The organism is Thalassovita sp. (genome assembly GCF_963691685.1).
GTDB lineage: Bacteria > Pseudomonadota > Alphaproteobacteria > Rhodobacterales > Rhodobacteraceae > Thalassobius.
The window spans coordinates 636,544-661,477 of the sequence record NZ_OY829290.1 but is presented as its reverse complement, the minus strand read 5'-3'; the positions used below and the strand labels follow the sequence as shown (position 1 = coordinate 661,477).

The 24,934-nt window shown below is 60.0% G+C and carries 26 protein-coding genes and 1 pseudogene; 19 read left to right on the top strand and 8 right to left on the bottom strand.

The window, feature by feature from the left end:
- The first annotated feature begins 284 nt into the window (after positions 1-284).
- From uvrB to ACORLH_RS03205, 4 genes and pseudogenes are all read left to right on the top strand, one after another.
- A complete protein-coding gene (uvrB, locus tag ACORLH_RS03220; RefSeq protein WP_321831164.1) occupies positions 285-2,483 on the top strand; it encodes an excinuclease ABC subunit UvrB in 2,199 nt (732 codons plus the stop codon).
- The gene (locus ACORLH_RS03215) at positions 2,480-3,205 is read left to right on the top strand and encodes a hypothetical protein (protein WP_321831163.1); all 726 of its coding nucleotides are present in this window, start codon (positions 2,480-2,482) and stop codon (positions 3,203-3,205) included. Before uvrB ends, ACORLH_RS03215 begins: the two co-directional genes overlap by 4 nt.
- A gap of 135 nt (positions 3,206-3,340) precedes the next feature.
- Positions 3,341-3,688: pseudogene (locus tag ACORLH_RS03210) on the top strand (UvrB/UvrC motif-containing protein); the annotation flags it as partial.
- 145 nt (positions 3,689-3,833) lie between these two features.
- Entirely contained in the window at positions 3,834-4,307 is a 474-nt protein-coding gene (locus tag ACORLH_RS03205) for a hypothetical protein (RefSeq protein ID WP_321831162.1), read from the top strand.
- Positions 4,308-4,345: 38 nt separating this feature from the next.
- Here the strand turns inward: ACORLH_RS03205 and ACORLH_RS03200 are convergent, their stop codons facing one another.
- A complete protein-coding gene (locus ACORLH_RS03200) occupies positions 4,346-4,759 on the bottom strand; it encodes a hypothetical protein (RefSeq protein WP_321831161.1) in 414 nt (137 codons plus the stop codon).
- Between the two features lie 291 nt (positions 4,760-5,050).
- Between ACORLH_RS03200 and ACORLH_RS03195 the strand changes: the two genes are divergently transcribed.
- The 13 genes from ACORLH_RS03195 (at position 5,051) to ACORLH_RS03135 (ending at position 15,228) form a co-directional block, all read left to right on the top strand.
- A complete protein-coding gene (locus ACORLH_RS03195) occupies positions 5,051-5,359 on the top strand; it encodes a hypothetical protein (protein WP_321831160.1) in 309 nt (102 codons plus the stop codon).
- 117 nt (positions 5,360-5,476) lie between these two features.
- On the top strand, positions 5,477-5,932 hold the full coding sequence (locus tag ACORLH_RS03190; RefSeq protein ID WP_058243256.1) for a universal stress protein: 456 nt from the start codon (positions 5,477-5,479) through the stop codon (positions 5,930-5,932).
- 64 nt (positions 5,933-5,996) lie between these two features.
- Complete coding sequence (locus tag ACORLH_RS03185) at positions 5,997-6,515, top strand: ClbS/DfsB family four-helix bundle protein (RefSeq protein ID WP_321831159.1); 519 nt, start codon at positions 5,997-5,999, stop codon at positions 6,513-6,515.
- 76 nt (positions 6,516-6,591) lie between these two features.
- On the top strand, positions 6,592-7,155 hold the full coding sequence (locus ACORLH_RS03180; RefSeq protein ID WP_321831158.1) for a NifU family protein: 564 nt from the start codon (positions 6,592-6,594) through the stop codon (positions 7,153-7,155).
- The gene (gene tsaB / locus ACORLH_RS03175; RefSeq protein WP_321831157.1) at positions 7,145-7,753 is read left to right on the top strand and encodes a tRNA (adenosine(37)-N6)-threonylcarbamoyltransferase complex dimerization subunit type 1 TsaB; all 609 of its coding nucleotides are present in this window, start codon (positions 7,145-7,147) and stop codon (positions 7,751-7,753) included. The genes ACORLH_RS03180 and tsaB overlap by 11 nt, the downstream gene beginning before the upstream one ends.
- Before the next feature lie 20 nt (positions 7,754-7,773).
- Positions 7,774-8,184 (top strand): GNAT family N-acetyltransferase, encoded by a 411-nt coding sequence (locus ACORLH_RS03170; protein ID WP_321831156.1) that lies wholly within the window; start codon positions 7,774-7,776, stop codon positions 8,182-8,184.
- 174 nt (positions 8,185-8,358) lie between these two features.
- The gene (locus ACORLH_RS03165; RefSeq protein ID WP_058243261.1) at positions 8,359-9,363 is read left to right on the top strand and encodes a BMP family lipoprotein; all 1,005 of its coding nucleotides are present in this window, start codon (positions 8,359-8,361) and stop codon (positions 9,361-9,363) included.
- 72 nt (positions 9,364-9,435) lie between these two features.
- Positions 9,436-9,789: a nuclear transport factor 2 family protein gene (locus tag ACORLH_RS03160; RefSeq protein WP_321831155.1), complete on the top strand. Its 354-nt coding sequence runs from the start codon at positions 9,436-9,438 to the stop codon at positions 9,787-9,789.
- Positions 9,786-11,327 (top strand): ABC transporter ATP-binding protein, encoded by a 1,542-nt coding sequence (locus ACORLH_RS03155; RefSeq protein WP_321831154.1) that lies wholly within the window; start codon positions 9,786-9,788, stop codon positions 11,325-11,327. Before ACORLH_RS03160 ends, ACORLH_RS03155 begins: the two co-directional genes overlap by 4 nt.
- Entirely contained in the window at positions 11,327-12,424 is a 1,098-nt protein-coding gene (locus ACORLH_RS03150) for an ABC transporter permease (RefSeq protein WP_321831153.1), read from the top strand. Before ACORLH_RS03155 ends, ACORLH_RS03150 begins: the two co-directional genes overlap by 1 nt.
- 3 nt (positions 12,425-12,427) lie before the next feature.
- On the top strand, positions 12,428-13,396 hold the full coding sequence (locus tag ACORLH_RS03145) for an ABC transporter permease (protein ID WP_321831152.1): 969 nt from the start codon (positions 12,428-12,430) through the stop codon (positions 13,394-13,396).
- 138 nt (positions 13,397-13,534) lie between these two features.
- The gene (locus ACORLH_RS03140; RefSeq protein ID WP_058243266.1) at positions 13,535-14,467 is read left to right on the top strand and encodes a sulfite exporter TauE/SafE family protein; all 933 of its coding nucleotides are present in this window, start codon (positions 13,535-13,537) and stop codon (positions 14,465-14,467) included.
- Positions 14,464-15,228: a TIGR02186 family protein gene (locus ACORLH_RS03135; RefSeq protein WP_321831151.1), complete on the top strand. Its 765-nt coding sequence runs from the start codon at positions 14,464-14,466 to the stop codon at positions 15,226-15,228. The genes ACORLH_RS03140 and ACORLH_RS03135 overlap by 4 nt, the downstream gene beginning before the upstream one ends.
- Before the next feature lie 22 nt (positions 15,229-15,250).
- Here ACORLH_RS03135 and ACORLH_RS03130 read toward each other — a convergent pair whose 3' ends face one another.
- The 5 genes from ACORLH_RS03130 to ACORLH_RS03110 all read right to left on the bottom strand — a co-directional run bounded on the left by ACORLH_RS03130 (position 15,251) and on the right by ACORLH_RS03110 (position 21,085).
- Positions 15,251-15,970 carry an SDR family oxidoreductase gene (locus ACORLH_RS03130; RefSeq protein WP_321831150.1) on the bottom strand — a complete coding sequence of 240 codons (720 nt, stop codon included), beginning with the start codon at positions 15,968-15,970 and terminating at the stop codon, positions 15,251-15,253.
- Positions 15,967-17,505 (bottom strand): ATP-dependent DNA helicase, encoded by a 1,539-nt coding sequence (locus tag ACORLH_RS03125; RefSeq protein ID WP_321831149.1) that lies wholly within the window; start codon positions 17,503-17,505, stop codon positions 15,967-15,969. Before ACORLH_RS03125 ends, ACORLH_RS03130 begins: the two co-directional genes overlap by 4 nt.
- A gap of 470 nt (positions 17,506-17,975) precedes the next feature.
- Positions 17,976-18,152, bottom strand: coding sequence for a hypothetical protein (locus ACORLH_RS03120; RefSeq protein WP_321831148.1), 177 nt, complete (start codon positions 18,150-18,152; stop codon positions 17,976-17,978).
- Between the two features lie 147 nt (positions 18,153-18,299).
- Positions 18,300-19,589, bottom strand: a complete 1,290-nt coding sequence (gene ccrA / locus ACORLH_RS03115; protein WP_321831147.1) for a crotonyl-CoA carboxylase/reductase — start codon at positions 19,587-19,589, stop codon at positions 18,300-18,302.
- Between the two features lie 107 nt (positions 19,590-19,696).
- Positions 19,697-21,085, bottom strand: coding sequence for a 1-acyl-sn-glycerol-3-phosphate acyltransferase (locus ACORLH_RS03110; protein WP_321831146.1), 1,389 nt, complete (start codon positions 21,083-21,085; stop codon positions 19,697-19,699).
- Positions 21,086-21,252: 167 nt separating this feature from the next.
- Here ACORLH_RS03110 and ACORLH_RS03105 point away from each other — a divergent pair, with 167 nt between their 5' ends.
- On the top strand, positions 21,253-23,232 hold the full coding sequence (locus ACORLH_RS03105; protein ID WP_321831145.1) for a protein meaA: 1,980 nt from the start codon (positions 21,253-21,255) through the stop codon (positions 23,230-23,232).
- A gap of 90 nt (positions 23,233-23,322) precedes the next feature.
- On the top strand, positions 23,323-23,637 hold the full coding sequence (locus ACORLH_RS03100) for an acylphosphatase (RefSeq protein WP_321831144.1): 315 nt from the start codon (positions 23,323-23,325) through the stop codon (positions 23,635-23,637).
- A gap of 29 nt (positions 23,638-23,666) precedes the next feature.
- On the opposite strand, the gene ACORLH_RS03095 is transcribed toward ACORLH_RS03100, so the two are convergent.
- Together ACORLH_RS03095 and ACORLH_RS03090 are read right to left on the bottom strand one after the other, a co-directional pair.
- Positions 23,667-24,056, bottom strand: coding sequence for an ectoine synthase (locus ACORLH_RS03095; protein WP_321831143.1), 390 nt, complete (start codon positions 24,054-24,056; stop codon positions 23,667-23,669).
- A 15-nt stretch (positions 24,057-24,071) separates the two neighbouring features.
- Entirely contained in the window at positions 24,072-24,797 is a 726-nt protein-coding gene (locus ACORLH_RS03090; RefSeq protein WP_321831141.1) for an SDR family oxidoreductase, read from the bottom strand.
- Positions 24,798-24,934: the final 137 nt, after the last annotated feature.

Here is a 24,934-nt window from a genome sequence, read left to right as displayed (position 1 = left end):
AGGGAGCGAGGGGTGGGTGAAGTGCGGTCCACCCGGCAGCCAAGCCTGCCACTTGCCCGTTAAGCGTAGTCCGGCAACCCCAATTTGGCAACTTTATTTCAAATGACGCTCAGTAATTTGAAATATTTATAAACCGCCAGTAGCACTCACTTCTGCCAGATGCCCGCCTAAGCCGAAGCGCGCGATGGCATTCAGCGTTTTCCCCATTGCGATTGCCCTTGAACCGGATCAAAAAGAGATCAAATCTGGGGTACCCGCCCGGGACTCAGACATGAGAGCCGCACATGCCCTACGCCCATTCGGACAAGACCATGCCCATGATGACCGCCGCAGACGGCGCAGCCAAGGCACGCGACAAGCTTGAGGGCGGCAAACGCTTTGTCATGCATACCGAATTTTCGCCCGCCGGCGACCAGCCCACCGCCATTGCGGAACTGTCGGGCGGGATCACTGACGGTGAGCGTGATCAGGTTCTGCTGGGCGCAACCGGCACCGGCAAAACCTTCACCATGGCCAAGGTCATCGAAGAGACCCAGCGCCCCGCTATCATTCTGGCGCCGAACAAAACGCTGGCGGCCCAGCTTTATGGTGAGTTCAAAGGTTTCTTCCCGGAAAACTCGGTCGAGTATTTCGTGTCCTTCTATGACTACTACCAGCCCGAAGCCTATGTGCCGCGCTCGGACACCTATATTGAGAAGGAAAGCCAGATCAACGAACAGATCGACCGGATGCGCCACTCGGCCACCCGGTCGCTGCTGGAACGTGATGATGTGATCATCGTCGCCTCGGTCTCTTGTATCTACGGTATCGGTTCGGTCGAAACCTATTCGGCAATGACGCAGGATCTGGTTGCGGGCGAGGAATACGACCAGCGCCAGATCATGGCGGATCTGGTGGCCCAGCAATACAAACGCAACGATCAGGCGTTTCAGCGTGGCTCCTTCCGGGTGCGCGGCGATGTGTTGGAGATTTTCCCGGCCCACCTTGAAGATCGCGCATGGCGACTGTCCTTCTTTGGGGAAGAGCTGGAAACCATCACTGAATTTGACCCGCTGACCGGGGAAAAGACCGACACATTCGAAAAGATCCGGGTCTATGCAAACTCGCACTACGTGACGCCCAAGCCAACGCTGCAGCAGGCGGTCATTTCGATCAAGAAAGAGCTGAAGGAACGGCTGAACCAGCTGGTGGATGAGGGCAAGCTGCTGGAAGCGCAACGGCTGGAACAGCGCACCAACTTTGACATTGAAATGTTGGAGGCTACCGGCCATTGCAACGGCATTGAAAACTACTCGCGCTATCTGACGGGCCGTGCCCCGGGCGAACCGCCCCCCACCCTGTTTGAGTTCATACCCGACAACGCCATTGTCTTTGCCGATGAAAGCCACGTCTCAGTGCCGCAGATCGGTGGCATGTATCGCGGGGACCACCGGCGCAAGTTTACACTGGCCGAACACGGCTTCCGCCTGCCGTCCTGTATGGACAACCGACCGTTGAAGTTTGAGGAATGGGATGCGATGCGGCCCCAGTCGATCTTCGTTTCGGCCACCCCCGCCGCCTGGGAAATGGAGCAAGCCGGCGGCGTCTTTGCCGAACAGGTGATCCGCCCCACCGGCCTGTTGGACCCTGAGGTGGAAATTCGCCCCGTCGATATGCAGGTGGATGATCTGCTGGATGAAATCCGCCGCGTGACAGCGGACGGTTACAGGACGCTTGTCACCACGCTGACCAAACGCATGGCTGAGGATCTGACAGAATATCTGCACGAACAAGGCATCAAAGTGCGCTACATGCACAGCGATATCGACACGCTGGAACGGATTGAGATCCTGCGCGATCTGCGGCTGGGCGCCTTTGACGTGCTGATCGGCATCAACCTGCTGCGCGAAGGCCTCGACATCCCGGAATGTGGTCTAGTCGCCATTCTGGATGCAGATAAAGAGGGCTTCCTGCGTTCAGAAACCTCCCTCATCCAGACCATTGGCCGGGCGGCACGAAACGCCGATGGCCGGGTCATCATGTATGCGGACAAGATCACCGGCTCGATGGAACGCGCCCTGGCGGAGACCTCGCGCCGCCGCGAAAAGCAGATCGCCTATAATGAGCTGCACGGCATCACCCCGGAAACGGTGAAGAAAAACGTCGAGGATGTGCTGGCCGGCCTCTATCAGGGCGATACCGATCAATCCCGTGTCACCGCCAAGATCGACAAGCCAATGCATGGCGCCAATCTTGAGGCCCATCTGGCGGGCCTGCGTGACGAAATGCGCAAAGCCGCCGAAAACCTTGAGTTTGAAGAGGCCGCCCGCCTACGCGATGAGGTCAAGCGGTTGGAAGCGGTCGATCTGGCCATCGCGGATGACCCGCTGGCGCGGCAATCCGCCGTTGATGCCGCCGTGGAAGAATCCACCAACAAACGCGGCCGCTCCACCGCCGGCCGCGCCGGCCAACGCGGCGGCAATGTGAAACGGCGGGGGCGATGAGTCTCTCTCATCGTTTCCGCAGGGAACTCAATAAGTGCCATGTCAAGGCAAGCATGGTCCATGGCAAATACGTCATTGTGCTTGACGGCATTGGATATTCACTTGATCAGATTCCTAAAGGGAAAGTGAGAACGTGCTATGCTGCTGGCCTGACCCAAACCCAGTTCGAACAACTCTGTGCCAATGTTTCGCCCACGCTTATTGAATTCAAAAACCTGTTGGCACATGACTTTTCAGCAATAGCGCAGATGGAAAACTTAATTGGTCTGTCTCTTCTGCATTGCCCAATGTTCACTCAATTGAACGGCGTCGAGAGGCTGTCGAAGCTCGAATACTGCAGCTTAAACACATGCATGAAACTAGTAGAATTGGATCATTTGACCGACCTCCCAATACGTCATCTCAGGATTGCGGGCGGGATGTCAAAGCCGCTTTGGCTTGAGACGCTATTGCCGCTTTCAAAGATGTATCAGCTTGAAGAATTGAGCTTTGCGAATGTAAAAATCCGCTCCGGCGGCCTAGCGCCTTTGGCTAAGATCGGTAGCTTGAAGCATCTGTCACTGCCCAGTTTCTTTCCCAAAGAGGAATATGACGCACTGCACAGGCAACGCCCCGACATAACCGGCAACGTTGCTCCTTTCCAGCGGCGGCGAAACACTTTTTTGAAGCGACTACGCCTAGGTTATGAAGCATTAATTGCGCGCGTCACACCGTTTACCTAATCCACATTGACAAGGTTTTGGCAGCCCCATTGCCCTTCAAATTGTCCCAGACGCCCTCCCAAGCTCGGACGCGCCCCTTTAGTCCCCCCTCGCCGACTCACCCGAACAGGCGCAGACTGGTCCAATCAATCACCCCAAGACGTCGAGGATGTGCTGGCCGGACTCTACAAGGGCGACACTGATCAGTCCCGGGTCACCGCCAAGATCGACAAACCGATGCATGGCGCCAATCTTGAGGCCCATCTGGCGGGTCTGCGTGACGAAATGCGCAAAGCCGCCGAAAACCTTTAGTTCGAAGAGGCCGCCCGCCTGCGCGATGAGGTCAAGCGGCTGGAAGCGGTCGATCTGGCCATTGCGGATGACCCGCTGGCGCGGCAATCCGCCGTTGATGCCGCCGTGGAAGAGTCCACCAACAAACGCGGCCGCTCCACCGCCGGCCGCGCCGGCCAGCGCGGCGGCAATGTGAAACGGCAGGGGCGCTAAGCCCCCTCGTCCGCCAACCGCGTTGCAAGCCTTGGAATCTCGGGTGCTGCACCTTCCTATCAGGGCAGGATGAATTCTATTGCCGAAAAGCTCTCTTTGCGGGTATCCGTTGGGTCATTGCCGACCTAAAAGAGTTTTTCATCCAATGCCTTTTTCCGTGTCCACCATCGGTGCTGCCACCCGTCCCCTGCGCAGCACCGCCGCGCTGCTGGTTGCAGCGGCCCTGATCGCTGGCTGCTCCCAGACCTACGGCCCTTCAGTCCCGTCACAGCCCGGCAAAAACTTCCTCGCCGCCCGTGACGCCTACCAAAAGTGCCTGCCAACCGCGCGGGCCACAGGCCAGAACACCATGACATCCAGCTACATCATGAGTGTTCTGCTGGGGGGACTAGTGCTGGGGCCCGTTATTGTAGCCAGCAACCAAGATGGCATCCGCTACAGCGGTGAGGCCGGGGGCCTGGATAAGTGTCTGGCAGACGCAGGCTATGTCCGGCGTGACCTGACCCCACAGGAGATCAAGATCCTGAACAACAGCTTTGGCGAACGCCGCATGTTGTTGCTGGATCAGCTGGTCGCCGGGGAAACGATTGATCCGGGTTACTATCCGGGTCAGGTGTAAGCCCACGTGTAAGTCCAAGACGCCAACAGCAACGTGGATTAACCATCCAAACAGGCTGACATCTGCGCCTTGGTTTCCGATAGATCAAAGCAAAGCTGCCACTGCTGCAGCTCTTGCTGTAACTGCTCGGCTCGGTTGGCAGTTGCCTCATGCAGCTGTTTTTCGCGGCGCAACGCCTCGCTCATCGCCTGCACACCCTGCGCTGTTGCGGCGACATCCTCATAGGCCTCGGCGAGAGAATTATAGTTGTCGATGATCCCGTTGCATTCCGCCAGCAGCGCTGAATAGCTGTCATTTTTCTCCACCAGCGCCTGATCCAGCGTCGACTTGCAGACAAAGCCCCGACTGTCACAGGCGGTATCGGCAAAACAAATCTCCGTCTTGGCCGCATTCGGCACACCGACCGTCAACATCATCAAGGCCACGCCAGCCGCGCAGGTCATCGTCTTCATTTCACTTCCTTTTTGCCCGACCTAAGCGGCACAGATGCAAAAATGAAACCCGCGACGGTTAAACACCTGAAAAGGCATAAGAAGTGTTCCAACTTCGCAACGCCCGCTGAAACCAGTGCATCGCGAGGCGCAGCTGACCTCACGCGGTTGTGCGCAGTCCCGCGCCGATCTGCCGTAGGTGTCAGGGGAAGTGCTCTTCCCCTCCTCCGCCGCTTGCGTCATACTCGCCGCAACAACAAGACCAACAAATTCGGGGACCAATCCCCAACGGCCGAACCCTGAGGCACGACCATGAAACGCATTCTCAGCGCCGCCATGCTTGCGGCCTTTGTCGCCCCTGTTGCAGCGCCGGCCTTTGCCGGGCCGATTGAGCGCGCCTGCCTGGCATCCCCGCGCAAGGAATCCAGCCGCCCGCTGTGCAATTGCATCGGACAGGTGGCCAACCAGATGCTCAGCTCCGCTGATCAGCGCAAGGCCGCCAAGTTCTTCAAAGACCCGCACAGCGCACAGGAGGTCCGGCAATCCGACCGCCGCGCCGATGAACGGTTCTGGGAACGTTATGTTGATTTCGGCTCCACCGCGGCGGCGGTCTGCGGCTGATAATCTTGCGGCGATATGCGAAACTTGCCAGCATCCTATGCTTGCGTCATGATCCGGTCGCAGAGGGTCTGCCAGTGAGCAACCGTTCTGTGGGCAAGCGTTCTGTGGGAGGGAGCGATGCGTAAATTTCTGGTCATTCTGGATGACAGCCGCGAATGCCTGAATGCCATGCGCTTTGCCGCCATGCGTGCAGCCAAAACCGGTGGCGGTGTGGAAATCCTCTCGGTGATTGAGCCCGAAGAATTCAACCACTGGATTGGTGTCGGTGACATCATGCGCGAAGAGGCCCGGGAACGGATCGAAGTGCATTATGAAGTTTTTGCCAAATGGATGCGCGACCGTCAGGGCATCGACCCCGAATTGGTGATCCGCGAAGGCGAACCTGTGGCGCAGATCCTGGCGCAGATCCAAGATGACCCGGACATTGGCGTTCTGGTGCTGGGCGCGGGCACCGATAAAAAGGGCCCCGGCCCGCTGGTCACCCAGCTGAGCCGTTCGGCCGGCACGCTGCCCATTCCGATCACCATCGTCCCCGGCGATCTGTCCAAGGACCGGCTGGAAGCGATCACCTGATCTGGCGCAAAGACCGGCGACCTGCCCGCCATTACCCTATGGCTGATCCACCGCAGGAGCTGCCATGCCCGCCGCCACCACTAAAACCGACCTTCTGGCCACCACCGAAGCAGAATTCAGCAAGCTGACCCGCCTACTGGATAAGGTGCCCGTGGCGGCGCAGACACTGCCGGATGCCGATGCAGATGGCACAACGCTGAAAGATACCATCGGCCACCGCGCCCATTGGGTTGACCTGTTTCTGGGTTGGTACACAGCCGGTCAAACCGGTGCGCAGGTCGCCATCCCCGCCCCGGGCTACAAATGGAATGACCTGAAACGCTACAACGCAGATCTGCGCGTCGCGCAACAAGACATGCCGTGGGATGACGCCCGGGATCTGCTGACAGCCAACCACAACAGGCTGCTCATCTTTCTGAACGCGCTATCCGAAACGGACCTCTACGGCGCGCCGATGAAAGGGGGGAACAGCAAATGGACCACCGGACGATGGGCCGAAGCGGCCGGGGCCGCGCATTACCGGTCGGCAGCGAAATACATCCGGGCACGGTTGCGGGCTTCTGAGACCACGCGTCACGGTTAAGTTTAGAACCATTCTAATCCTTGACTCTGACCCTGACGAAGCGCATATCAAGGTCAAGCGATAAGGATTGCACGATATGTTTATTCAGACTGAATCCACCCCGAACCCCGCCACCCTGAAGTTTCTGCCCGGTCAGGCCGTTTTGGGTGCCGGCACCGCCGACTTCCCCAGCGCCGAAAGCTCGGACGCGTCGCCGCTGGCCAAACGTGTCTTCGCCGTCGCTGGCGTCACCGGCGTGTTCTTTGGCGGCGACTTCATCACCGTCACCAAAGGTGATGACGTGGAATGGGATCATATCAAACCGGGCATCCTCGGCGCGATCATGGAACACTTTCAGTCTGGCGATCCCGTCATGGCAGGCGAAGCAACTGCCGCCTCGGGTCACGCAGAACACACCGGCGAAGATGGTGAGATCGTTGGCCAGATCAAAGAGCTGCTGGACACCCGCGTGCGTCCTGCCGTGGCTCAGGATGGCGGTGACATCACCTTCCACGGTTTTGATCGCGGCGTTGTTTACCTGCACATGCAGGGCGCCTGCGCTGGCTGCCCCTCCTCGACCCTGACGTTGAAAATGGGCATCGAGAACCTGCTGCGCCATTACATCCCCGAAGTGACCGAGGTACGCCCCGTTGCCGTCTGACGCACTGATCCTGGGATTTGACACATCGGCCGCGCATTGCGCGGCCGCTTTGTTGTTGGGTGATCAGGTTCTGGCCCAACATCACGATGAGATGGGCCGTGGTCAGGCAGAACGGCTGATGCCCCTGCTGGAGGAGGTTCTGGCCAGTGCGGGCAAGACCTGGGCCGATCTGGACGCCATTGCTGTGGGCGTCGGCCCCGGCAATTTCACCGGCATTCGCATCTCCGTCTCGGCGGCGCGTGGTCTGGCCTTGGGTCTGGGCATTCCGGCAATTGGGGTGAACAGCTTTGAGGCCATCGACATGTCCGAAGGTTTGGGCGTGGCAGCCGTGCCGGGCCCGCGCGGTCAGGCCTATCTGGCGCCTGCGGACCGGGCGCCCTACCTGGCCTCCGCAGATGAGCTGAGCGATATTCTGCAGGATGTGCCACTCAAAACGCCTCAGGCGGATCGGATCGCGGTTCAGATCGCGCAAGTCGCGGCGCAGAAACTGCCCAACGGATCCCACGCCGCACCTGCGCCGCTTTACATCAAGGCCGCGGATGCCGCGCCTCCACGTGACCCAGCGCCGGTCATCCTGCCGAATGATCCCGCCCCATAATCTTACCTGTGCGCAGCAACATGACACCTGATGCCCTCGCCCGGACCCATGCCGCGGCTTTCACCGACCAACGCCCCTGGACCGCGGCGGAGTTTGCAGGCCTGCTCAGCGCGCCGCATGTCTTCGTGGTTGGGGACGCTGACAGCTTTGCCCTGGGCCGCGTCATCGCTGGTGAGGCTGAACTGCTGACACTGGCCACTGCCCCTACCGCACAAGGGCAAGGCAAAGGCCGCAATACCCTGCGCGCCTACCATCAGGCGGCCAGCACCCGCGGCGCGCAGGACGGGTTTCTGGAAGTGGCCGAAACCAACCGGGTAGCGATTCGACTGTATCAGAGCGAAGGCTACAGCCAGACAGCGAAACGCCCGAATTACTACCGCCTGACCAATGGTCAACGTGTTGCCGCCCTGATCCTGAACCGTCCGTTCTGAGGTCATTTCCTATTGGACAGAGCGTTTTTGACCGGATAGTCAAAGCAGATCATTCAGTTTCCTGTTGACCCTAGGCCGTGGCTGCGGCCTAAATCTGGGTTGGACAGACCTGATCTGCTCACTTGCCGGAGGTTGTAGAAAGCAGCCCCGAGTTTAACAATATGGGAGAGTACTATGACTCTGATGCAGAAGTTCCTTGGCGCTGCCGCCGCCGTTGCCCTGAGCGCGGGCGCCGTGGCCGCTGAGCCCGCCCTGATTTTCGACCTGGGTGGTAAATTCGACAAATCCTTCAACGAAGCTGCGTTCAACGGCGCATCCCGCTGGGCCGAAGAGACCGGCGGCAAGTTCCTGGAAATCGAACTGCAGTCCGAAGCACAGCGTGAGCAGGCGCTGCGTCGTTTCGCCGAAGCGGGCGCAAACCCGGTCATCACCACCGGTTTCGCCTTCGCAACCCCGGTTGAAGCTGTTGCCGGCGACTACCCCGACACCAAATTCGTCAACATTGACGGTTGGATGCCGGAAGTGCCCTCCAACGTTCAGCTGATCGGCTTCCAGGAGCACGAAGGCTCCTACCTGGTTGGCATGATGGCTGCCATGGCGTCGAAATCCGGCACCGTTGGCTTCATCGGCGGCATGGACATCCCGCTGATCCGTCACTTCGGCTGCGGCTACGCCCAGGGCGCCAAAGCAGTGAACCCTGACATCAAAGTTGTCACCAACATGACCGGCACCACCCCGGCTGCTTGGAACGACCCGGTAAAAGGCTCCGAGCTGACCAAGGCACAGATCGGTCAGGGCGCGGATGTTGTTTACGCAGCAGCAGGCGGCACCGGTGTTGGTGTTCTGCAGACCGCAGCTGACGAAGGCATCCTGTCGATCGGCGTGGACAGCAACCAGAACCACCTGCACTCGGGCAAAGTTCTGACCTCGATGCTGAAGCGCGTTGACGTTGCCGTTTACAACTCGATGAAAGCTGGCGCCGATCTGGAAACCGGTGGTTTCACCATCCTGGGTCTGGCCGAAGAAGGTGTTGGCGTTGCAATGGACGAGCATAACGCCGCCCTGGTCACCGAAGACATGAAAGCTGCCGTGGAAGAAGCCCGCGCCAAAATCATCTCGGGCGACCTGAAGGTTGAAGCCTACTACACCAACGACAGCTGCCCCGTACACCAGTTCTAATCGGCGCCTGTCGCACAGTCATCGGGGGCCGCGCCAATAAACGGCGCGGCCTTCTCCTATAGGGAAAATCAAATGACACATCCCGTTAATCTCTTCTTTTCTGCCTGGGGCGAGAGCGATGCCGATGCGCGGGGCACTGCCCTGTCCGCCGTTCTGGCCCAGGATGTTTACTACGCTGATCCCAACACGCCCGAACCATTACACGGTGCAGATGCGGTGATCGGCTATATCGCTATGTTTTCCGCCAACATGCCCGGCGCTGGCGCCGCTGTTGCCGCTCTGGATGAGCACAACGGACACGTTCGGGCCACGGTGGATTTCTTGAAAGACGGAACCGCGATGATGCGCGGCCAGTATTTTGCTGATCTGGAGGCGGGGAAAATCACGCGTCTGGTTGGCTTTACCGGAATGGGGGACAACACGTGACGTCAACACCGGCACTAGAACTCAAAGGCATCTCCAAAGCCTTTGGCCCGGTCCAGGCTAACAAGGACATTTCGATCTCGGTGCAGCCGGGAACGATCCACGGGATCATCGGGGAAAACGGCGCAGGGAAATCCACCCTGATGTCGATCCTCTATGGTTTCTACAAGGCAGACGCTGGTGAGATCTTTATCAAAGGTCAAAAGACCGCCATCCCGGACAGCCAGGCGGCGATCTCGGCTGGCATTGGCATGGTGTTTCAGCACTTCAAACTGGTGGAAAACTTCACCGTTCTGGAAAACATCATCCTGGGCGCCGAAGACGGCGGCCTGCTGCGTCCTTCGCTGGCCAAGGCCCGCAAGGAGCTGAAGCACCTCGCCGAGGAATATGAGCTGAACGTCGACCCCGACGCGCTGATCGAAAACCTCAGCGTGGGCCACCAGCAGCGGGTTGAGATCCTCAAAGCGCTCTATCGTCAGGCCGAAATCCTGATCCTTGATGAGCCGACCGGCGTGCTGACCCCGGCCGAGGCCGATCAGCTGTTCCGGATCCTGGATCGTCTGCGCGAAGAGGGCAAAACGATCATCCTGATCACCCACAAGCTGCGTGAAATCATGGACACCACCGACACGGTGAGCGTGATGCGGCGCGGCGAAATGACGGCAACGGTCAAGACCGCAGAAACCAACCCCGAACAGCTGGCGGAACTGATGGTTGGCCGTAAGGTGTTGTTGCAGGTGGAAAAAGCCCCGGCCCAACCCGGTGAAACCATCCTTGAAGTCAAGAACCTCTCGGTCACCGATGACAAGGGTGTGCAGCGTCTGAAAGACGTTTCGCTGAACATCCGTGCCGGTGAAATTCTGGGCATCGCCGGTGTGGCGGGCAATGGCCAGTCCGAACTGATGGAAGTGCTGGGCGGCATGATCTCGGGCAGCGGGGCTGTCACCCTCAACGGTGAACCCCTGGATCTGACCGGTAAATTCTCCGATGGTCGCTCGCGCCGGGCGCGCGGTGTGGCCCACGTGCCCGAAGACCGTCAGAGCGAAGGCCTGATCATGGACTTCCACGCCTGGGAAAACGTCGCCTTCGGTTATCACCACGACGAGAAGTACCAGAAAAACGCGCTGTTCATGGACAACAACGCGCTGCGCGAAGACACCCAGCGCAAGATGGACAAATTCGACGTACGCCCGCCCCTGCCTTGGCTGGCGGCCAAGAACTTCTCCGGCGGCAACCAGCAGAAAATCGTTGTTGCCCGTGAGATTGAGCGCAACCCCGACCTGCTGTTGGTGGGTCAGCCCACCCGTGGCGTCGACATCGGCGCGATTGAATTCATCCACAAACAGATCATCGAGCTGCGCGATCAGGGCAAAGCCATCCTGCTGGTTTCGGTGGAACTGGATGAAATCATGTCCCTGTCGGATCGCATCGCGGTCATGTTTGACGGGAAAATCATGGGCGAACGCATGCCCGAAGACACTAACGCACAAGAACTTGGCCTGCTGATGGCCGGTGTTGCCGGAAACGGAGGAGCCGCCTGATGGACAAGATGCCTAAATGGGCCGATGTGGTCCTGATCCCGCTGATCTCATTGATCCTCGCTGCTGTGATCTCCTCTCTGGTGATCCTGGCGATCGGTGAAGACCCGATTGCCGCCGTGAAACTGATGGTTTCCGGGGCGCTGGGATCCTCCAACGGCTGGGGCTACACGCTCTATTACGCCACCAACTTCATGTTCACCGGCCTTGCCGTGGCCGTGGCCTTCCACGCCAGCCTGTTCAACATCGGCGGCGAAGGTCAGGCGATGCTGGGCGGCCTGGGTGTTGCCCTGGTCTGCCTGTTCATTCCCTGGCCCCATTGGAGCCTTGCCATCATCGGCGCCGCGGGTGCTGCAGCACTGTTTGGGGCGGCCTGGGCGATGATCCCGGCCTATCTGCAGGTGCGTCGCGGCAGCCACGTGGTGATCACCACCATCATGTTCAACTTCATCGCCTTTTCGCTGCTGAACTACCTGCTGGTAAACCAGCTGCGCCCGCCACGGGCGATGGATCCGGCCTCGGCGAAATTCCCCGAAGCCACCCACCTGCCCAGCCTGCATGACATTCTGGGCACCGTCGGGATCGAGTTTTCCAAACACGCCCCGGCCAACGTCAGCCTGCTGATCGCTGTGGCCGCCTGTTTCGCGGTTTGGGCGCTGATCTGGCGCACCCGCTTCGGCTTTGAGCTGCGCGCCTTCGGCAAGTCCGAAAGCGCGGCACGCTACGCTGGGATCTCACCGTTCAAAATCACCATGATTGCCATGCTGATCTCTGGTGGCCTGGCCGGCATGATGGGCATCAACAATGTGATGGGTGAAAGTGAACGGCTGGTTCTGAACGCGGTCGAAGGCGCTGGCTTCATCGGCATCGCCGTATCGCTGATGGGCCGCAACCACCCGTTTGGTGTGTTCCTGGCCGCAATCCTGTTCGGCTTCCTCTATCAGGGCGGCGCAGAACTGGCGCTTTGGACCAACATCCCGCGTGAGCTGATCGTCGTCATTCAGGCGCTGGTCATCATGTTCACCGGTGCCCTCGACAATATGGTGCGGATGCCGCTGGAGCGGATCTTCCTGGCCCTCAATTCCAAGAAGGAGGGTTAAGCAATGGACTATCTCACATTCCTTCAGGTCCTCGACACCACTGTCCGTTTTGCAACTCCGCTGCTCTTGGCCTGTCTGGCGGGCCTTTATTCCGAGCGTGCCGGGATCTTTGACATCGGCCTCGAAGGCAAGATGCTGGCCGCGGCCTTCTTCTCTGCGGCGGTGGCCTATACCTCGGGTAACGTCTGGATCGGCCTTCTGGCCGGTGTGGCGGTCTCGGTGCTGCTGTCGATCCTGCACGGGCTCGCCTCCATCACCTTCCGGGGCAATCAGCTGATCTCGGGCCTGGCCATCACCATGTTGGCCGGCGGGATGACCGTCCTTGTTGCACAGGACTGGTTCAAACAGGGCGGCCGTACCCCGCAGCTGGAAGGTGCAGCGCGGTTTGAGCCGATCACCCTGCCCTTCGCCGAAGCCATGCGCGACGTGCCGGTCGTTGGCCCTCTGTACTATGAGCTGATCTCGGGCCACCCGATCCTGGTCTATCTGGCGATCGCGATGGTGCCGCTGACCTGGTGGGTGCTGTTCCGCACCCGTTTTGGCCTGCGTCTGCGTGCTGTGGGGGAAAACCCCGCCTCGGTTGATACGGCCGGTGTTTCGGTTGTGTCGCTGCGCTATTCGGCGGTGCTGATCTGTGGCGTGCTCTGCGGTTTGGCCGGGGCCTATCTGGCCACCGCGCTGCAGGCCGGTTTTGTCAAAGACATGACCGCTGGCCGGGGCTACATCGCGCTGGCAGCCCTGATCTTTGCCAAGTGGCGGCCGTGGTACGCGCTTTGGGCGACACTGCTCTTTGGTCTGTTCCAGGCACTGGAACTGCGCCCCGACGTGATCGAAAACGTCGTCGGCATCACCGTTCAAAGTCAGCTGTTGGGCGCCCTGCCCTATATCCTGACCGTGGTGATCCTGGCCGGTTTCGTCGGCAAAGCAATCCCGCCACGCGCCGGTGGCCAGCCCTATGTGAAAGAGCGCTAAGCCGCCTTTCACCCGCTAAACATCCAGCCCGGACGGTTCTGCACCGCCCGGGCTTTTTCTTTGCGGCATCAAACGTTCTGCGTCAGATTTCCACAGCTTCCCCTTGCGAAATGCGCGATGGGCGGGCTAGGAAAACATATGTATATCTACCTCCCTATCGCCGAAGTTTCGGTCAATATTTTCCTGCTCTTCGGGCTTGGGGGGATTGTGGGGGTGCTGTCAGGCATCTTTGGCGTCGGCGGCGGCTTCCTGATCACACCGCTGTTGTTCTTTGTTGGCATCCCGCCCGCAGTTGCGGTGGCCACCTCAGCCAACCAAATCGTCGCCTCATCCGTCTCAGGCCTCTTTGCCCATCTGAAACGCAAGACCGTGGATCTGCGCATGGGCAGTGTCTTGCTGGCCGGCGGGCTTGTCGGGTCGGCCTTTGGCATCATGCTGTTCAACTATCTCAAGGCTTTGGGGCAGGTCGATCTTCTGGTTCAGCTCTGCTACGTCATCTTCCTTGGGGTGATCGGTGGCCTGATGTTCATCGAAAGCCTGCGCGCCATCCGCCGGGCCCGCAAAGCCGGCGGTGTTCTGCGCAAACGCAGCCAGCACAACTGGGTCCACGGCCTGCCGTTCAAGGTGCGGTTTCGCGCCTCGGGCCTCTATATCTCGGTGATCCCCGTGCTGCTGGTCGGCGCCTGCGTTGGTGTTCTGTCGGCGGTGATGGGGGTTGGCGGTGGCTTCATCATGGTGCCGGCGATGATCTACATCCTTGGCATGCCGACCAAGGTTGTGGTGGGCACCTCTCTGTTTCAGATCATCTTTGTCGCCGGGTTCAACACGCTGCTGCATGCGATCACCAACAAAACGGTCGATCTGCCGCTGGCGCTGTTCCTCTTGATCGGCGGCGTGGTCGGTGCCCAGTTTGGCAGCTCCATCGGGGTGAAGCTCAAGGCCGAAACCCTGCGCATCCTGCTGGCGCTGCTGGTGCTGTCAGTCTGTGGCAAGATCGCGCTGGATCTGCTGCTGGAACCAAGTGAGCTTTATACGATCAGCCGTCCCAATGCAGCGGGGGGCAGCCAATGAACCGCCTGTTGCTGATCTTTACTCTTCTCCTGACCCCGTTCTTTGCAGCGGCGGAAGAGGAAATTGTGCTGGGTCTCAGCCAGGATAAGGTTGCCATCACCGCACAGTTCGATGGCTCAGACATCCTGATCTTCGGCGCCGTCAAGCGTGAGGTGGCAATCCCCGAAAACGATCTGGATGTGATCATCGCCATCGAAGGCCCCACCGGCCCGATGGTGGTGCGCCGCAAGGAAAAGAAGTTCGGCATCTGGATCAACGGCGCAGCGCTGGAGGTCGACAAAGCCCCCGCGTTTTACGCCGTGGCCTCCTCGGCCCCGCTGTCAGACATCCTGCGCCGCATCGAAAACGAGCGGTATCAGATCACCGTCGACAAAGCGATCCAATCGGTCAGCGCCACGGTCCAGTTCGGCAACACCCAGGCCTTTACCGAAGCCCTGATGCGCATTCAGGCCAACAACGGGTCCTACCAATTGCTGGAAGAGGCGGTGGAGGTCGATCAACAGACCCTGTTCCGCTCCTCGATTTCGCTGCCGTCCAACCTGACCGAAGGCGATTACAACGCCCGGATCTTTCTGGTGCGCAACGGCCATGTGGTGGCGGATCTGGAAACCGTGATCGATGTGCGCAAGGTGGGGCTGGAACGGTTCCTCTATAACCTCGCGCAGGAACAGGCGCCCATCTATGGGCTGTTGTCGATCCTGATGGCCATTGCCGCGGGCTGGGGCGCCTCGGCCCTGTTCCGCCTGATCCGGGACGGCTAAGCCGCCCCGGCTGAGCTCCCAGTCAACCGCGCCCGATATAGGGCATATTGGTCGCCATCAGCGTCATGAACTGCACGTTGGCCTCCGGCGGCAGCACCGCCATGTTCATCACCGCATCCGCCACGTGAGACACATCCATCGTGGGCGGCGCATTCTCAGGATCACGGTCGATAATGCCCTGCAACAGCTCAGTCCGGGCGTTGCCAATATCGATCTGACTGCAGGCAATGCCAAAGGCGCGGCCATCCAGCGACAGGGATTTGGTCATGCCGGTGATGGCATGTTTCGTCGTGGTATAGGTGATTGAGCCTTCGCGCGGCGCATGGGCCGAGATTGAGCCGTTATTGATGATCCGCCCGCCCTGCGGGTCCTGTCGGCGCATCAGACCAAAGGCAGCATGGGCGCAGTAGATCATCCCATCCAGATTGACCGCCCGCACCCGATCCCATTCCTCGGTCGCGATCTCATCGATGGGGGCTGCGGTGCCGAACATGCCCGCGTTGTTGAACAGCACATCCAGCCGACCGGCCTGCGCCACGAAACCTTCGAAGGTGTCCTTCACCGCTGCGGCATCTGTCACATCGCAAGGCAGAACCACCGCGTTGTCATAGCCCTTGGCCACCTCAGCCAATGCCTCAGCACGACGCGCCAACAGGCCAACCTGCCAGCCCGCCTGCAAAAACCGGTCCGCACAGGCGGCGCCAATACCGGCGCTGGCCCCGGTGATGATGATCGATTTCATGCCTCGCTCTCCTCTTGCGTGGTCAAGGTCAGGGTGGGCGCGGCTTTGGCTTTCAGATCGTCAATCCGCAAAGGCTCGCTGGGTTTTGACAGCCGTGGGCGCACAACCCAGTGCAACCGTTCCTCGGCCCGGGTGATCGCCACGTAGGCCAGACGTTTCCACAGCGGTTGCCCCGCCTCAACCCGCCCCATACGCGCCGCCGCATAAAGGTCCGGCGCAAAGACCTGCACGTCCTTCCACTGCGAGCCTTGCGCCTTGTGAATGGTCACCGCCGCCCCATGCAGGAACACCGCCCCCATACGGGCCGCGAAAGGGATAAACGGCTCTTCCTCTTCCGGTTTTTCGATCTTCACGATTGAGGCCGCAGACACCTGCGGGTCCTCCGCCCCCATCACATGCAGGCGGGAAAACCCCGGCTTGCGCCCCTTGCCCAGAAACACCACCTGCGCCCCTTTGATGAGGCCGCGTGCCTCCAGATCCAAGCGTTTCTTGCGGTGTTTCAACGGCAGTTCAATCCCGTCACAGATCAGCGGCTCGCCCGACAGCAGCTCATCCTCCGGCGCGCCATAGACCGAGCGGAAGGCGTTGATCAGCCGGATCCGTGTCGCATTGCGCCAGACCAGAACCGGGGAACGTGCCATCAGATCCACCTCCACCCGCTGACCCCAGACCACGCGATCATCCCGCCGCGCCGTGTCTTCGACCAGCCGTTCAAAATCCTCAAACCCTACCTGCGGATCGGCCAGCGCGTGGGCCAGGTCCAAAATGGGGTTATCCGCCTCCTGCCGGTGGATCCGGCTGAGGTTCATCACCGCCTCTTTTGGTAGCGTGTCAAAAACCATCTGGCCCGATTGCCCCACCGGGGCCAGCTGCGCCGGATCGCCAAACAGCACCAGCGTAGGGAAAATCTCTTTCAGATCGGTGACCTGTTTGTCATCCAGCATCGAACTTTCATCGATAAAGCCGATGTCCAACGGCTCATCCCGGCGTTTCCAGCCGGTGATGAAATCCGATCCACGCAGACCCGCCGCCGCCAGCGCGCCGGGGATGGATTTATGTAACTCGTAGAAGACTTTGGCGCGCTCCAGCGCCTCCTCGGTCAGCTCTTCAATCTCAGGCTTGTCACCGCTGCCCGCTAGCCATTCGGCAATCTTTTCATACTCCGGGTCATAAACCGGGGTGTAGAGGATGCGGTGGATCGTTGTCGCCGGCACGCCGCGCATGCGCAAAACGCTTGCCGCCTTGTTCGTTGGGGCCAGGATGGCCAACGTCCTGCGGTCTTTGGATTTCTTGCCCTCATAGTCGCCAGACACGACGCTGACGCCCGCCGCTTCCAAGGCTTTGTAGAGCTGCGCCAACAGCAGCGTTTTGCCCGATCCCGCCTTGCCAGTCACGGCCACCACACGGTTGCGCCCATCGTGCGGCGGTGTCAGCAGATCCTCATCCAGATCAACCCCCGCAGCGCGCAGGATGTCTGAAATACGGTCATAGGCAACAGCCTGATCATCGGAGAATTGCAGCGCGGGAACAGTCATGGCGCGACCCTATAGCGGGGCGTGACGAAGGGCCAGAGGCCATCGGCTGCAGCCCGGTTTCAAACGGCGCATAGGCCCTGTGCCACCTCCGCCGGATTTGCGCTGGCGAGCAGCGCGCCACCCGGCACAATGTGCGTGGTCCCATGGCGGCAAGTCGTTGAACTTTCGTGGCATTTGTCAGGTCCGCATGCAAATGGCCTACCGCCAGGACCAGCCCCGCCGCAGCCTCCGGATCACATAGATCGGTTTGCTGCAGATCCCCAAGTATGCGCCACCCCGCGGATCCACGTTGCAGGGAAACAGCCGCCTGCGGCACCATCGCCCGATCCTCCCACCAAAGGCGGAAACACCTGCCCGTTTGGGCGCTGGCAACAATGGCGCAGGGCTTCACGAAGGCAAGACGCAACATAAGCCCAGGATAGACAGCTCACCTTGCCAAAACCTGACCCTACCGAACGGTGATCAACGGCCTATCTGCCACCTGCCCGCGCCCTGCCCGTTTCAATGCCGCGACTTGCCTCCAGCAAGATCTCAGCCAGTGCCACCTGTTCCGTGGCTTCCAGCTGATGCGCCAGCACATCCAAACCGTTGAGATCTGCATAAGCTTTAAGGTCGCGCAGGACCTCCAATATCCAGTCGTTTTTCATAATGGACCCTTTTGTCGGTCCCTACGCCCGGGCGCACGTTAACATATCTTCGCGTTAAAGGAGAATGGCGGAATACCTCAAATTAGAAATGCCGCGCCCCGGGTCAGGGGCACGGCATCATTCTTTTCGCGAGTGGTGATCGGTGGATCAGGATTTCCCTGCGGCCAGCACATCCTCAAGGGTACGCAACCCGGTCTTGGGGGCCTGAACCAGCACCGACATGTTGCCGGGCTTATGTTCGTTGCGGTACATTTTCATATGTGCCTCAGGGATTTCCGCCCAGGGGAAGACCTCGGACATATAGGGGTCAATGCGGCGCTCAATCATCAGCTTGTTGGCGGCAGCGGCCTGCTTCAGATGGGCAAAGTGTGAGCCCTGCAAACGCTTCTGGTGCATCCAAGTGTAGCGCACGTCAAAGGTACAGTTGAACCCGGTGGTGCCGGCGCAGATTACAACCATGCCGCCCTTTTTGCAGACCAGGTTCGACACCGGGAAGGTGGCTTCGCCGGGGTGTTCAAACACGATGTCGACGTTGTTGCCTTTGCCGGTGATGTCCCAGATCGCCTTGCCAAAGCGGCGCGCCTCTTTGAACCAGGCCTCATATTCCGGCGTGTTCACCGTGGGCAGCTGGCCCCAGCAATCAAAGTCCTTACGGTTGATCACGCCTTTGGCGCCCAGCCCCATAACGAAGTCCCGCTTGTCCTCGCCCGAGATCACGCCAATCGCGTTTGCACCCGCAGCATTTGCCAGCTGGATCGCATAGGACCCCAGGCCACCCGAAGCACCCCATACCAGAACGTTCTGGCCCGGCTTCAGCTCATGCGGATGGTGACCAAACAGCATCCGGTAGGCGGTGGCCAGCGTCAGCGTGTAGCAGGCGCTTTCTTCCCAGGTCAGATGCTTAGGACGCGGCAGCAGCTGCTGTGCCTGCACCCGGGTGAACTGAGCGAAAGAGCCATCAGGCGTCTCATAGCCCCAGATCCGCTGGCTGGGCGAATACATCGGGTCGCCGCCGTTGCATTCCTCATCATCGCCATCGTCCTGGTTACAGTGGATCACAACCTCGTCGCCCACTTTCCAGTTCTTAACCTTGTCACCCACGGCCCAAACGATGCCCGAGGCATCGGAACCAGCGATGTGGTAGGGCTGCTTGTGCACGTCGAACATGCTGATCGGCACGCCCAGACCGGCCCAGATGCCGTTGTAGTTCACACCTGCCGCCATCACCAGAACCAGCACTTCATGGCTGTCCAGTTTGGGGGTGTCTACGACTTCGACCTGCATGGCCTTGTTGGGTTCACCCTGCCGATCGCGACGGATCGCCCAGGCGTACATCTTTGCCGGGACATAGCCCAAGGGGGGCATTTCGCCGACTTCGTAGAGTTCCTTTTCAGGCGCGTCATAGGGCGCAATGCCGGTGTTGGTATCCAGAGCCATCTGAGCCTCCATATGTGATCATGCCGCGACGCAGAATCGCGGGTCTGATCCGAGAGATAAAGATGGGCGCGAAACAAAGCAATTCTGTTTGCGCTTTTTTTGTAATTTTATGACCCAGCAGTCGCAGCATTATCCGGCGGATCTTCGCTGCGATCGCGAAATAGATGCGCAATGGAGGCCGCGTAAAACACCAGAATGTCGTGCTTTTCCTCAACAATTGTGACCTTATCGGCCTCGACGGTCACCACGCCCCGCCCCTCCAGCAGGGCGATAGATTGTTGCACGGCCAGGCTTGTGCGACGTCGCGGCAGGTAGATGTTGCCCTCGGGCAAACGCTTCATCGCTTTCTCCAGACGGATCTCCAGCGCGGTCATCTCGACCGGTCCGCCATCCTCCAACAGCAGATGCGCAATCAGTGGCACCGGCAGCACCGGCATGTCGCGCGAAATCTGCGCCATCAGGCCCTCGGCCAGATCCTCAACCTCACCGGTGAACTGGCTCAGCGCCACCGGCTGACCAAAGCGCACTGCGGCTGACCCATAGCGGCGGCGGCGTTCCTGGCGGCCCAGCCACCAGATCTTCAGCGTGCCCCACAGGGCGCGGCGCAGCTTGACGCGGAACTTACCTTTGCCCTTGGTCTGCGCCGCAATCAGCACCTGATCTTCCAGCAAACGGTCGTAGTTCATCGCCACCGGCACAAAGACCACTTCGCGCCCGCCCTCCTGATGAGCGTCAAAGATATATTTCAAGATACCCAACTTCGGCGGCGCCAGTTTTGCATCCAGGCTCAACCGTCCTTCGGGGAACACTGCCTGGCTGACGCCGGCCTGAGTCGCCTGCCGCACAAAAGTCGCCAGCACCACGCGGTACAGGTCATTGCCATCGCGGCGCCTGATAAAATAGGCCCCCATCGCGCGCACCAAAGGCCCCAACGGCCAGCCCCGCGCCCATTCGCCCACCGCATAGGACAGCGCTCCATTGCGGGACGCCAGGAAGGTCAGCAGCACGTAATCCATGTTGGAGCGGTGGTTTGACACCAGCACCACGGTGGCGTCTTTGTCGATCTCTTCGATCTTCTGCAGATCCTTGTTCAGCACCCGCACCCGGTAAAAACTGCGCCCCAGCAGTTCAGCAATGCGCGAGCCAAAGCGGAAATAGGTCCAGGCACTGAAGGCCGGCACGATTTCACGCGCGTAGCCGCGTGCCTTTTCAAACGCCACGGCCTCAGGAATTTTCTGGTCCTTAGCGTAGTCAGACACCGCCTGACTGACCTCGGGATCATAGATCAGCCGTTCGATCATGTCGTAGCGTCGCGCCAGTTTGAACGGCTCAATTGGCCGGCTCAACCGGGTGTTCAACTGCGCCACCAGACGCTCCATCCGTTTGCGGAAAAACCAACGGACCGAGGGGAATAGGAAGTGTGAGGCAAAGGTGACGGCGGCAAACCCCACCAGCAGAACCAGCGCCCACAGCGGCATTTCAACGCTTCTTGTCATGGGGGCACCATGCCGTGAAACGCGATTGGGGTAAATCTCGCACTGCAGCATTTTCTGACGCTGCGACGCGGCAAATTGACAAGGTCGCAAAATTCCACGTATCACTGTCGCAGCGAAATAAAGTTACCGAACCGATTCACAGTTCCCCGGTAAGAGGAGAGGCCGCCATGACCGAGACCGCCCCAGAGCGCCAAAAAGACCGCCCCTGGCTGTTCCGCACCTACGCAGGCCATTCCACCGCCAAAGCGTCCAACGCGCTTTATCGCTCCAACCTGTCCAAGGGCCAAACTGGCCTTTCGGTGGCGTTCGACCTGCCAACCCAGACGGGCTATGACAGCGATCACATTCTGGCCCGCGGTGAGGTTGGCAAGGTGGGTGTGCCGGTCTGCCACCTGGGGGACATGCGGACCCTGTTTGACGACATTCCGCTGGAGCAGATGAACACCTCGATGACGATCAACGCCACCGCGCCGTGGCTCTTGTCGCTGTACATCGCGGTGGCCGAGGAACAGGGCGCCGACACCAGCAAGCTGCAGGGCACGGTGCAAAACGATCTGATCAAGGAATACCTCAGCCGGGGCACCTATATCTGCCCGCCCAAACCCAGCCTGAAGATGATCGCGGATGTGGCAGAATACTGCTATTCCAACGTGCCCAAGTGGAACCCGATGAACGTCTGTTCCTACCACCTGCAAGAGGCCGGCGCGACTCCGGAGCAGGAACTGGCCTTCGCCCTTGCCACTGCGCAGGCGGTGCTGGACGAATTGCGCCCGCGCGTCCCGGCCGAGGATTTCCCGGCCATGGTTGGCCGCATCAGCTTCTTTGTGAACGCGGGCATCCGGTTTGTGACCGAGATGTGCAAAATGCGCGCTTTCGTCGATCTTTGGGATGAAATCTGTCAGCAGCGTTACGGCGTTGAAAACCCGAAGTTCCGCCGCTTCCGCTATGGGGTTCAGGTGAACTCGCTTGGCCTCACCGAACAGCAGCCGGAAAACAACGTCTACCGGATCCTGATTGAGATGCTGGCGGTGACCCTGTCGAAAAAGGCCCGCGCCCGCGCCGTGCAGCTGCCCGCCTGGAACGAGGCCCTTGGCCTGCCGCGCCCCTGGGATCAGCAGTGGTCGCTACGGATGCAGCAGATCATGGCCTATGAAACCGACCTGTTGGAATATGAGGATCTGTTTGACGGCAACCCCGCCGTGGACCGCAAGGTCGAAGCGCTGAAAGACGGCGCGCGGGCGGAACTGTCAAACCTCGACAGCATGGGTGGGGCCGTTGCCTCGATCGACTATATGAAATCGCGCCTTGTCGACAGCAATGCGGAACGCCTGAACCGGATTGAGCGTAATGAAACCGTTGTGGTTGGCGTCAACAAATGGACCCAGGGCGAAGACAGCCCGCTGATGACCGGCGATGGCGGCATCATGGTGGTAGATCCGGCGGTGGAGGCCGAACAGGTCGCCCGTCTGACCGAATGGAAAACAGACCGCGATCAGGATGCGGTGGCCAAAGCACTTGCCGCCCTGCGCGCCGCAGCGGAAGCGGGGGAAAACATCATGCCCGCCTCCATCGCCGCGGCCAAGGCTGGGGTGACCACCGGCGAATGGGCCGCCCAGATGCGCAAGGTGCACGGCGAATACCGTGGCCCCACCGGCGTGTCGAAATCCGTGAGCAACAAAACCGAAGGTCTGGAAGACATCCGCGAAGCGGTGGATATGGTCAGTGACCGTCTGGGCCGCCGGTTGAAGTTCCTTGTCGGCAAACCGGGTCTCGACGGGCATTCCAACGGGGCCGAACAGATCGCCTTCCGCGCCCGCGACTGCGGCATGGACATTGACTACGAAGGCATCCGCCTGACACCAGAGGAGCTGGTTGCAGCAGCACAGGAAAAACAGGCCCATGTGGTGGGGCTGTCGATCCTCTCCGGCTCGCACATGCCATTGGTGGAGGATCTGCTGGCGCGGATGCGCGCGGCGGGCCTCAGCCATATCCCGGTGATCGTTGGCGGTATCATCCCGGACGCCGATGCCCAGCGCCTGCTGGAAATGGGGGTGGCCAAGGTCTACACGCCCAAGGATTTTGAACTGAACGCCATCATGCGGGACGTTGTCGCGCTGGTGGACCCAAAGGCCGTGGCGGCCGAATAGCGCCCCCGGTCTGCGCGGCGAGGTTTTGGGGCGACTCAGGCGGATGTGTTAGGCTGAAGCCCTGCTCAGCCCAAAACCCCGGACCCCGCCATGCCCCATATCACCGTCGAAGCCCGCATCACCGGCAAGGTCCAAGGCGTCGCCTATCGCGCCTGGACCCAATCCCGCGCCCGCCGTCTGGCGCTGAACGGCTATGTGCAGAACGAACCTTTCGGATCTGTCCGCGCGGTCTTTGCCGGCGAACGCAGTGCGGTCAATCAGATGCTGGATGAGCTGTGGGAAGGCCCCGGCGCGGCCTCGGTGACGGATGTGCAATCCACCCCGGTAGAGGCCAGCAAAACCACGGTGGAGGCGACGCCCAGCGCAGCGGCGGACGGGTTTTCCATCCGCTACGGCGCCGACTGACTCCACAGGCGCCAATACACCCCCAAGCGTCAGCCTTCACTCACCGCGTAGCTGCCATCTGCGCGATGCACCTCCTGCCCGCTGAGCGGCGGGTTAAAGACGCAGACAAGCCGCAGGTCAGCACTGGTGGCGCGCACGATGTGGCGATCATGTTGATCAAGCGCATAAAGGGTGAACGGCTCAAGTGTATGCCAGCGATCACTGTCATAGGCCCTGATCTGCCCCGCCCCCGCGATGCAATAGCAGGCCTCAAAGTGGTGGGTGTATTCCAGCTCCAGCTCAGCGCCCTTCGTGATGATGGTATCCGTCAGCGAAAACCCCATCCCATCTGAGGCCAGCAACAGCCGCCTGCTGTTCCAGCCCGGCCCGCTCACATCACGGTCAGTGCCAACAACCTCGTCCAACGCTTTCACAATCATCGCTTTATCCCTCGCTTATCGCACCGCGCGGTTCATACCGCCATCGGACAAAATGTTTTGACCATTGATATACCGCGCGCCCTCACTGGCAAGGAAAACGCAGGCCTGTCCAATTTCCTCAAAGGTTGCGGGCCGTTGGGCCGGGATTTCACGCAAGGCCCGCTCGGACAGGTTCACGTTTTCGCAGAACCCGGGCAGCAGGTTGTTCATCCGAATGTTATGGCGGGCGTAACGATCACCATAAAGCTTTGAGAAACTGTGCAACGCCCCGCGCAGCATGCTCATGGGGTAGGGCGCGCGCGGCTCAATCGTGTTCATGGAGGAGATATTCACAAAGGCCCCGCCGCCCTGTTCAATCAGGATCGGTGTGACGATGCGGGCGATTTTGACTACATTCAGCACATACAAATCCAGGCTCTCGTGCCAGAGGGCATCGCTCAGCTCTAACAGCGGCCCGTCAAAATCGGCATCAAACCCAACCGTTTTGATCGCCTCAGGCACCGAACCTCCATGCCCCATATTGCTGACGATGGCGTCAATCCGACCGTAGGTCGCCATGGTCTCATCCACCATGGCCTGCAGATCATCAACATCCAGCACGGATCCCTGACGGCCGATGCCCCCCAATTCTGCGGCCAGTTCAACCGAGCGGTCAGAGGGCGACATTAAGGAGACCTTGTAGCCCGCCTTGGCCATCTCAATGGCGCAGCCGCGGCCAATGCCTTGTCCCGTTCCTGTCATCAGTGCGACCTTCACCTCGGGCATCTTCGTTCCTTTCCAATGTCACATACTGTGTGAGAATTTCTCGAGTTCCATGAAAATAGGTATATGGAATGAAACAGATCCATCGATTTTACGGCGGCAAGCTGTTAGCTTTT

What these genes read in the sequence shown, in the direction of transcription:
- uvrB (WP_321831164.1), top strand. Translation starts at nt 285, where the DNA reads ATGCCCTACGCCCATTCGGACAAGACCATGCCCATGATGACCGCCGCA.
- ACORLH_RS03215 (WP_321831163.1), top strand. Translation starts at nt 2,480, where the DNA reads ATGAGTCTCTCTCATCGTTTCCGCAGGGAACTCAATAAGTGCCATGTC.
- ACORLH_RS03205 (WP_321831162.1), top strand. Translation starts at nt 3,834, where the DNA reads ATGCCTTTTTCCGTGTCCACCATCGGTGCTGCCACCCGTCCCCTGCGC.
- ACORLH_RS03200 (WP_321831161.1), bottom strand. Translation starts at nt 4,759, where the DNA reads ATGAAGACGATGACCTGCGCGGCTGGCGTGGCCTTGATGATGTTGACG.
- ACORLH_RS03195 (WP_321831160.1), top strand. Translation starts at nt 5,051, where the DNA reads ATGAAACGCATTCTCAGCGCCGCCATGCTTGCGGCCTTTGTCGCCCCT.
- ACORLH_RS03190 (WP_058243256.1), top strand. Translation starts at nt 5,477, where the DNA reads ATGCGTAAATTTCTGGTCATTCTGGATGACAGCCGCGAATGCCTGAAT.
- ACORLH_RS03185 (WP_321831159.1), top strand. Translation starts at nt 5,997, where the DNA reads ATGCCCGCCGCCACCACTAAAACCGACCTTCTGGCCACCACCGAAGCA.
- ACORLH_RS03180 (WP_321831158.1), top strand. Translation starts at nt 6,592, where the DNA reads ATGTTTATTCAGACTGAATCCACCCCGAACCCCGCCACCCTGAAGTTT.
- ACORLH_RS03170 (WP_321831156.1), top strand. Translation starts at nt 7,774, where the DNA reads ATGACACCTGATGCCCTCGCCCGGACCCATGCCGCGGCTTTCACCGAC.
- ACORLH_RS03165 (WP_058243261.1), top strand. Translation starts at nt 8,359, where the DNA reads ATGACTCTGATGCAGAAGTTCCTTGGCGCTGCCGCCGCCGTTGCCCTG.
- ACORLH_RS03160 (WP_321831155.1), top strand. Translation starts at nt 9,436, where the DNA reads ATGACACATCCCGTTAATCTCTTCTTTTCTGCCTGGGGCGAGAGCGAT.
- ACORLH_RS03150 (WP_321831153.1), top strand. Translation starts at nt 11,327, where the DNA reads ATGGACAAGATGCCTAAATGGGCCGATGTGGTCCTGATCCCGCTGATC.
- ACORLH_RS03145 (WP_321831152.1), top strand. Translation starts at nt 12,428, where the DNA reads ATGGACTATCTCACATTCCTTCAGGTCCTCGACACCACTGTCCGTTTT.
- ACORLH_RS03140 (WP_058243266.1), top strand. Translation starts at nt 13,535, where the DNA reads ATGTATATCTACCTCCCTATCGCCGAAGTTTCGGTCAATATTTTCCTG.
- ACORLH_RS03135 (WP_321831151.1), top strand. Translation starts at nt 14,464, where the DNA reads ATGAACCGCCTGTTGCTGATCTTTACTCTTCTCCTGACCCCGTTCTTT.
- ACORLH_RS03130 (WP_321831150.1), bottom strand. Translation starts at nt 15,970, where the DNA reads ATGAAATCGATCATCATCACCGGGGCCAGCGCCGGTATTGGCGCCGCC.
- ACORLH_RS03125 (WP_321831149.1), bottom strand. Translation starts at nt 17,505, where the DNA reads ATGACTGTTCCCGCGCTGCAATTCTCCGATGATCAGGCTGTTGCCTAT.
- ACORLH_RS03120 (WP_321831148.1), bottom strand. Translation starts at nt 18,152, where the DNA reads ATGAAAAACGACTGGATATTGGAGGTCCTGCGCGACCTTAAAGCTTAT.
- ccrA (WP_321831147.1), bottom strand. Translation starts at nt 19,589, where the DNA reads ATGGCTCTGGATACCAACACCGGCATTGCGCCCTATGACGCGCCTGAA.
- ACORLH_RS03110 (WP_321831146.1), bottom strand. Translation starts at nt 21,085, where the DNA reads ATGACAAGAAGCGTTGAAATGCCGCTGTGGGCGCTGGTTCTGCTGGTG.
- ACORLH_RS03105 (WP_321831145.1), top strand. Translation starts at nt 21,253, where the DNA reads ATGACCGAGACCGCCCCAGAGCGCCAAAAAGACCGCCCCTGGCTGTTC.
- ACORLH_RS03100 (WP_321831144.1), top strand. Translation starts at nt 23,323, where the DNA reads ATGCCCCATATCACCGTCGAAGCCCGCATCACCGGCAAGGTCCAAGGC.
- ACORLH_RS03095 (WP_321831143.1), bottom strand. Translation starts at nt 24,056, where the DNA reads ATGATTGTGAAAGCGTTGGACGAGGTTGTTGGCACTGACCGTGATGTG.
- ACORLH_RS03090 (WP_321831141.1), bottom strand. Translation starts at nt 24,797, where the DNA reads ATGACAGGAACGGGACAAGGCATTGGCCGCGGCTGCGCCATTGAGATG.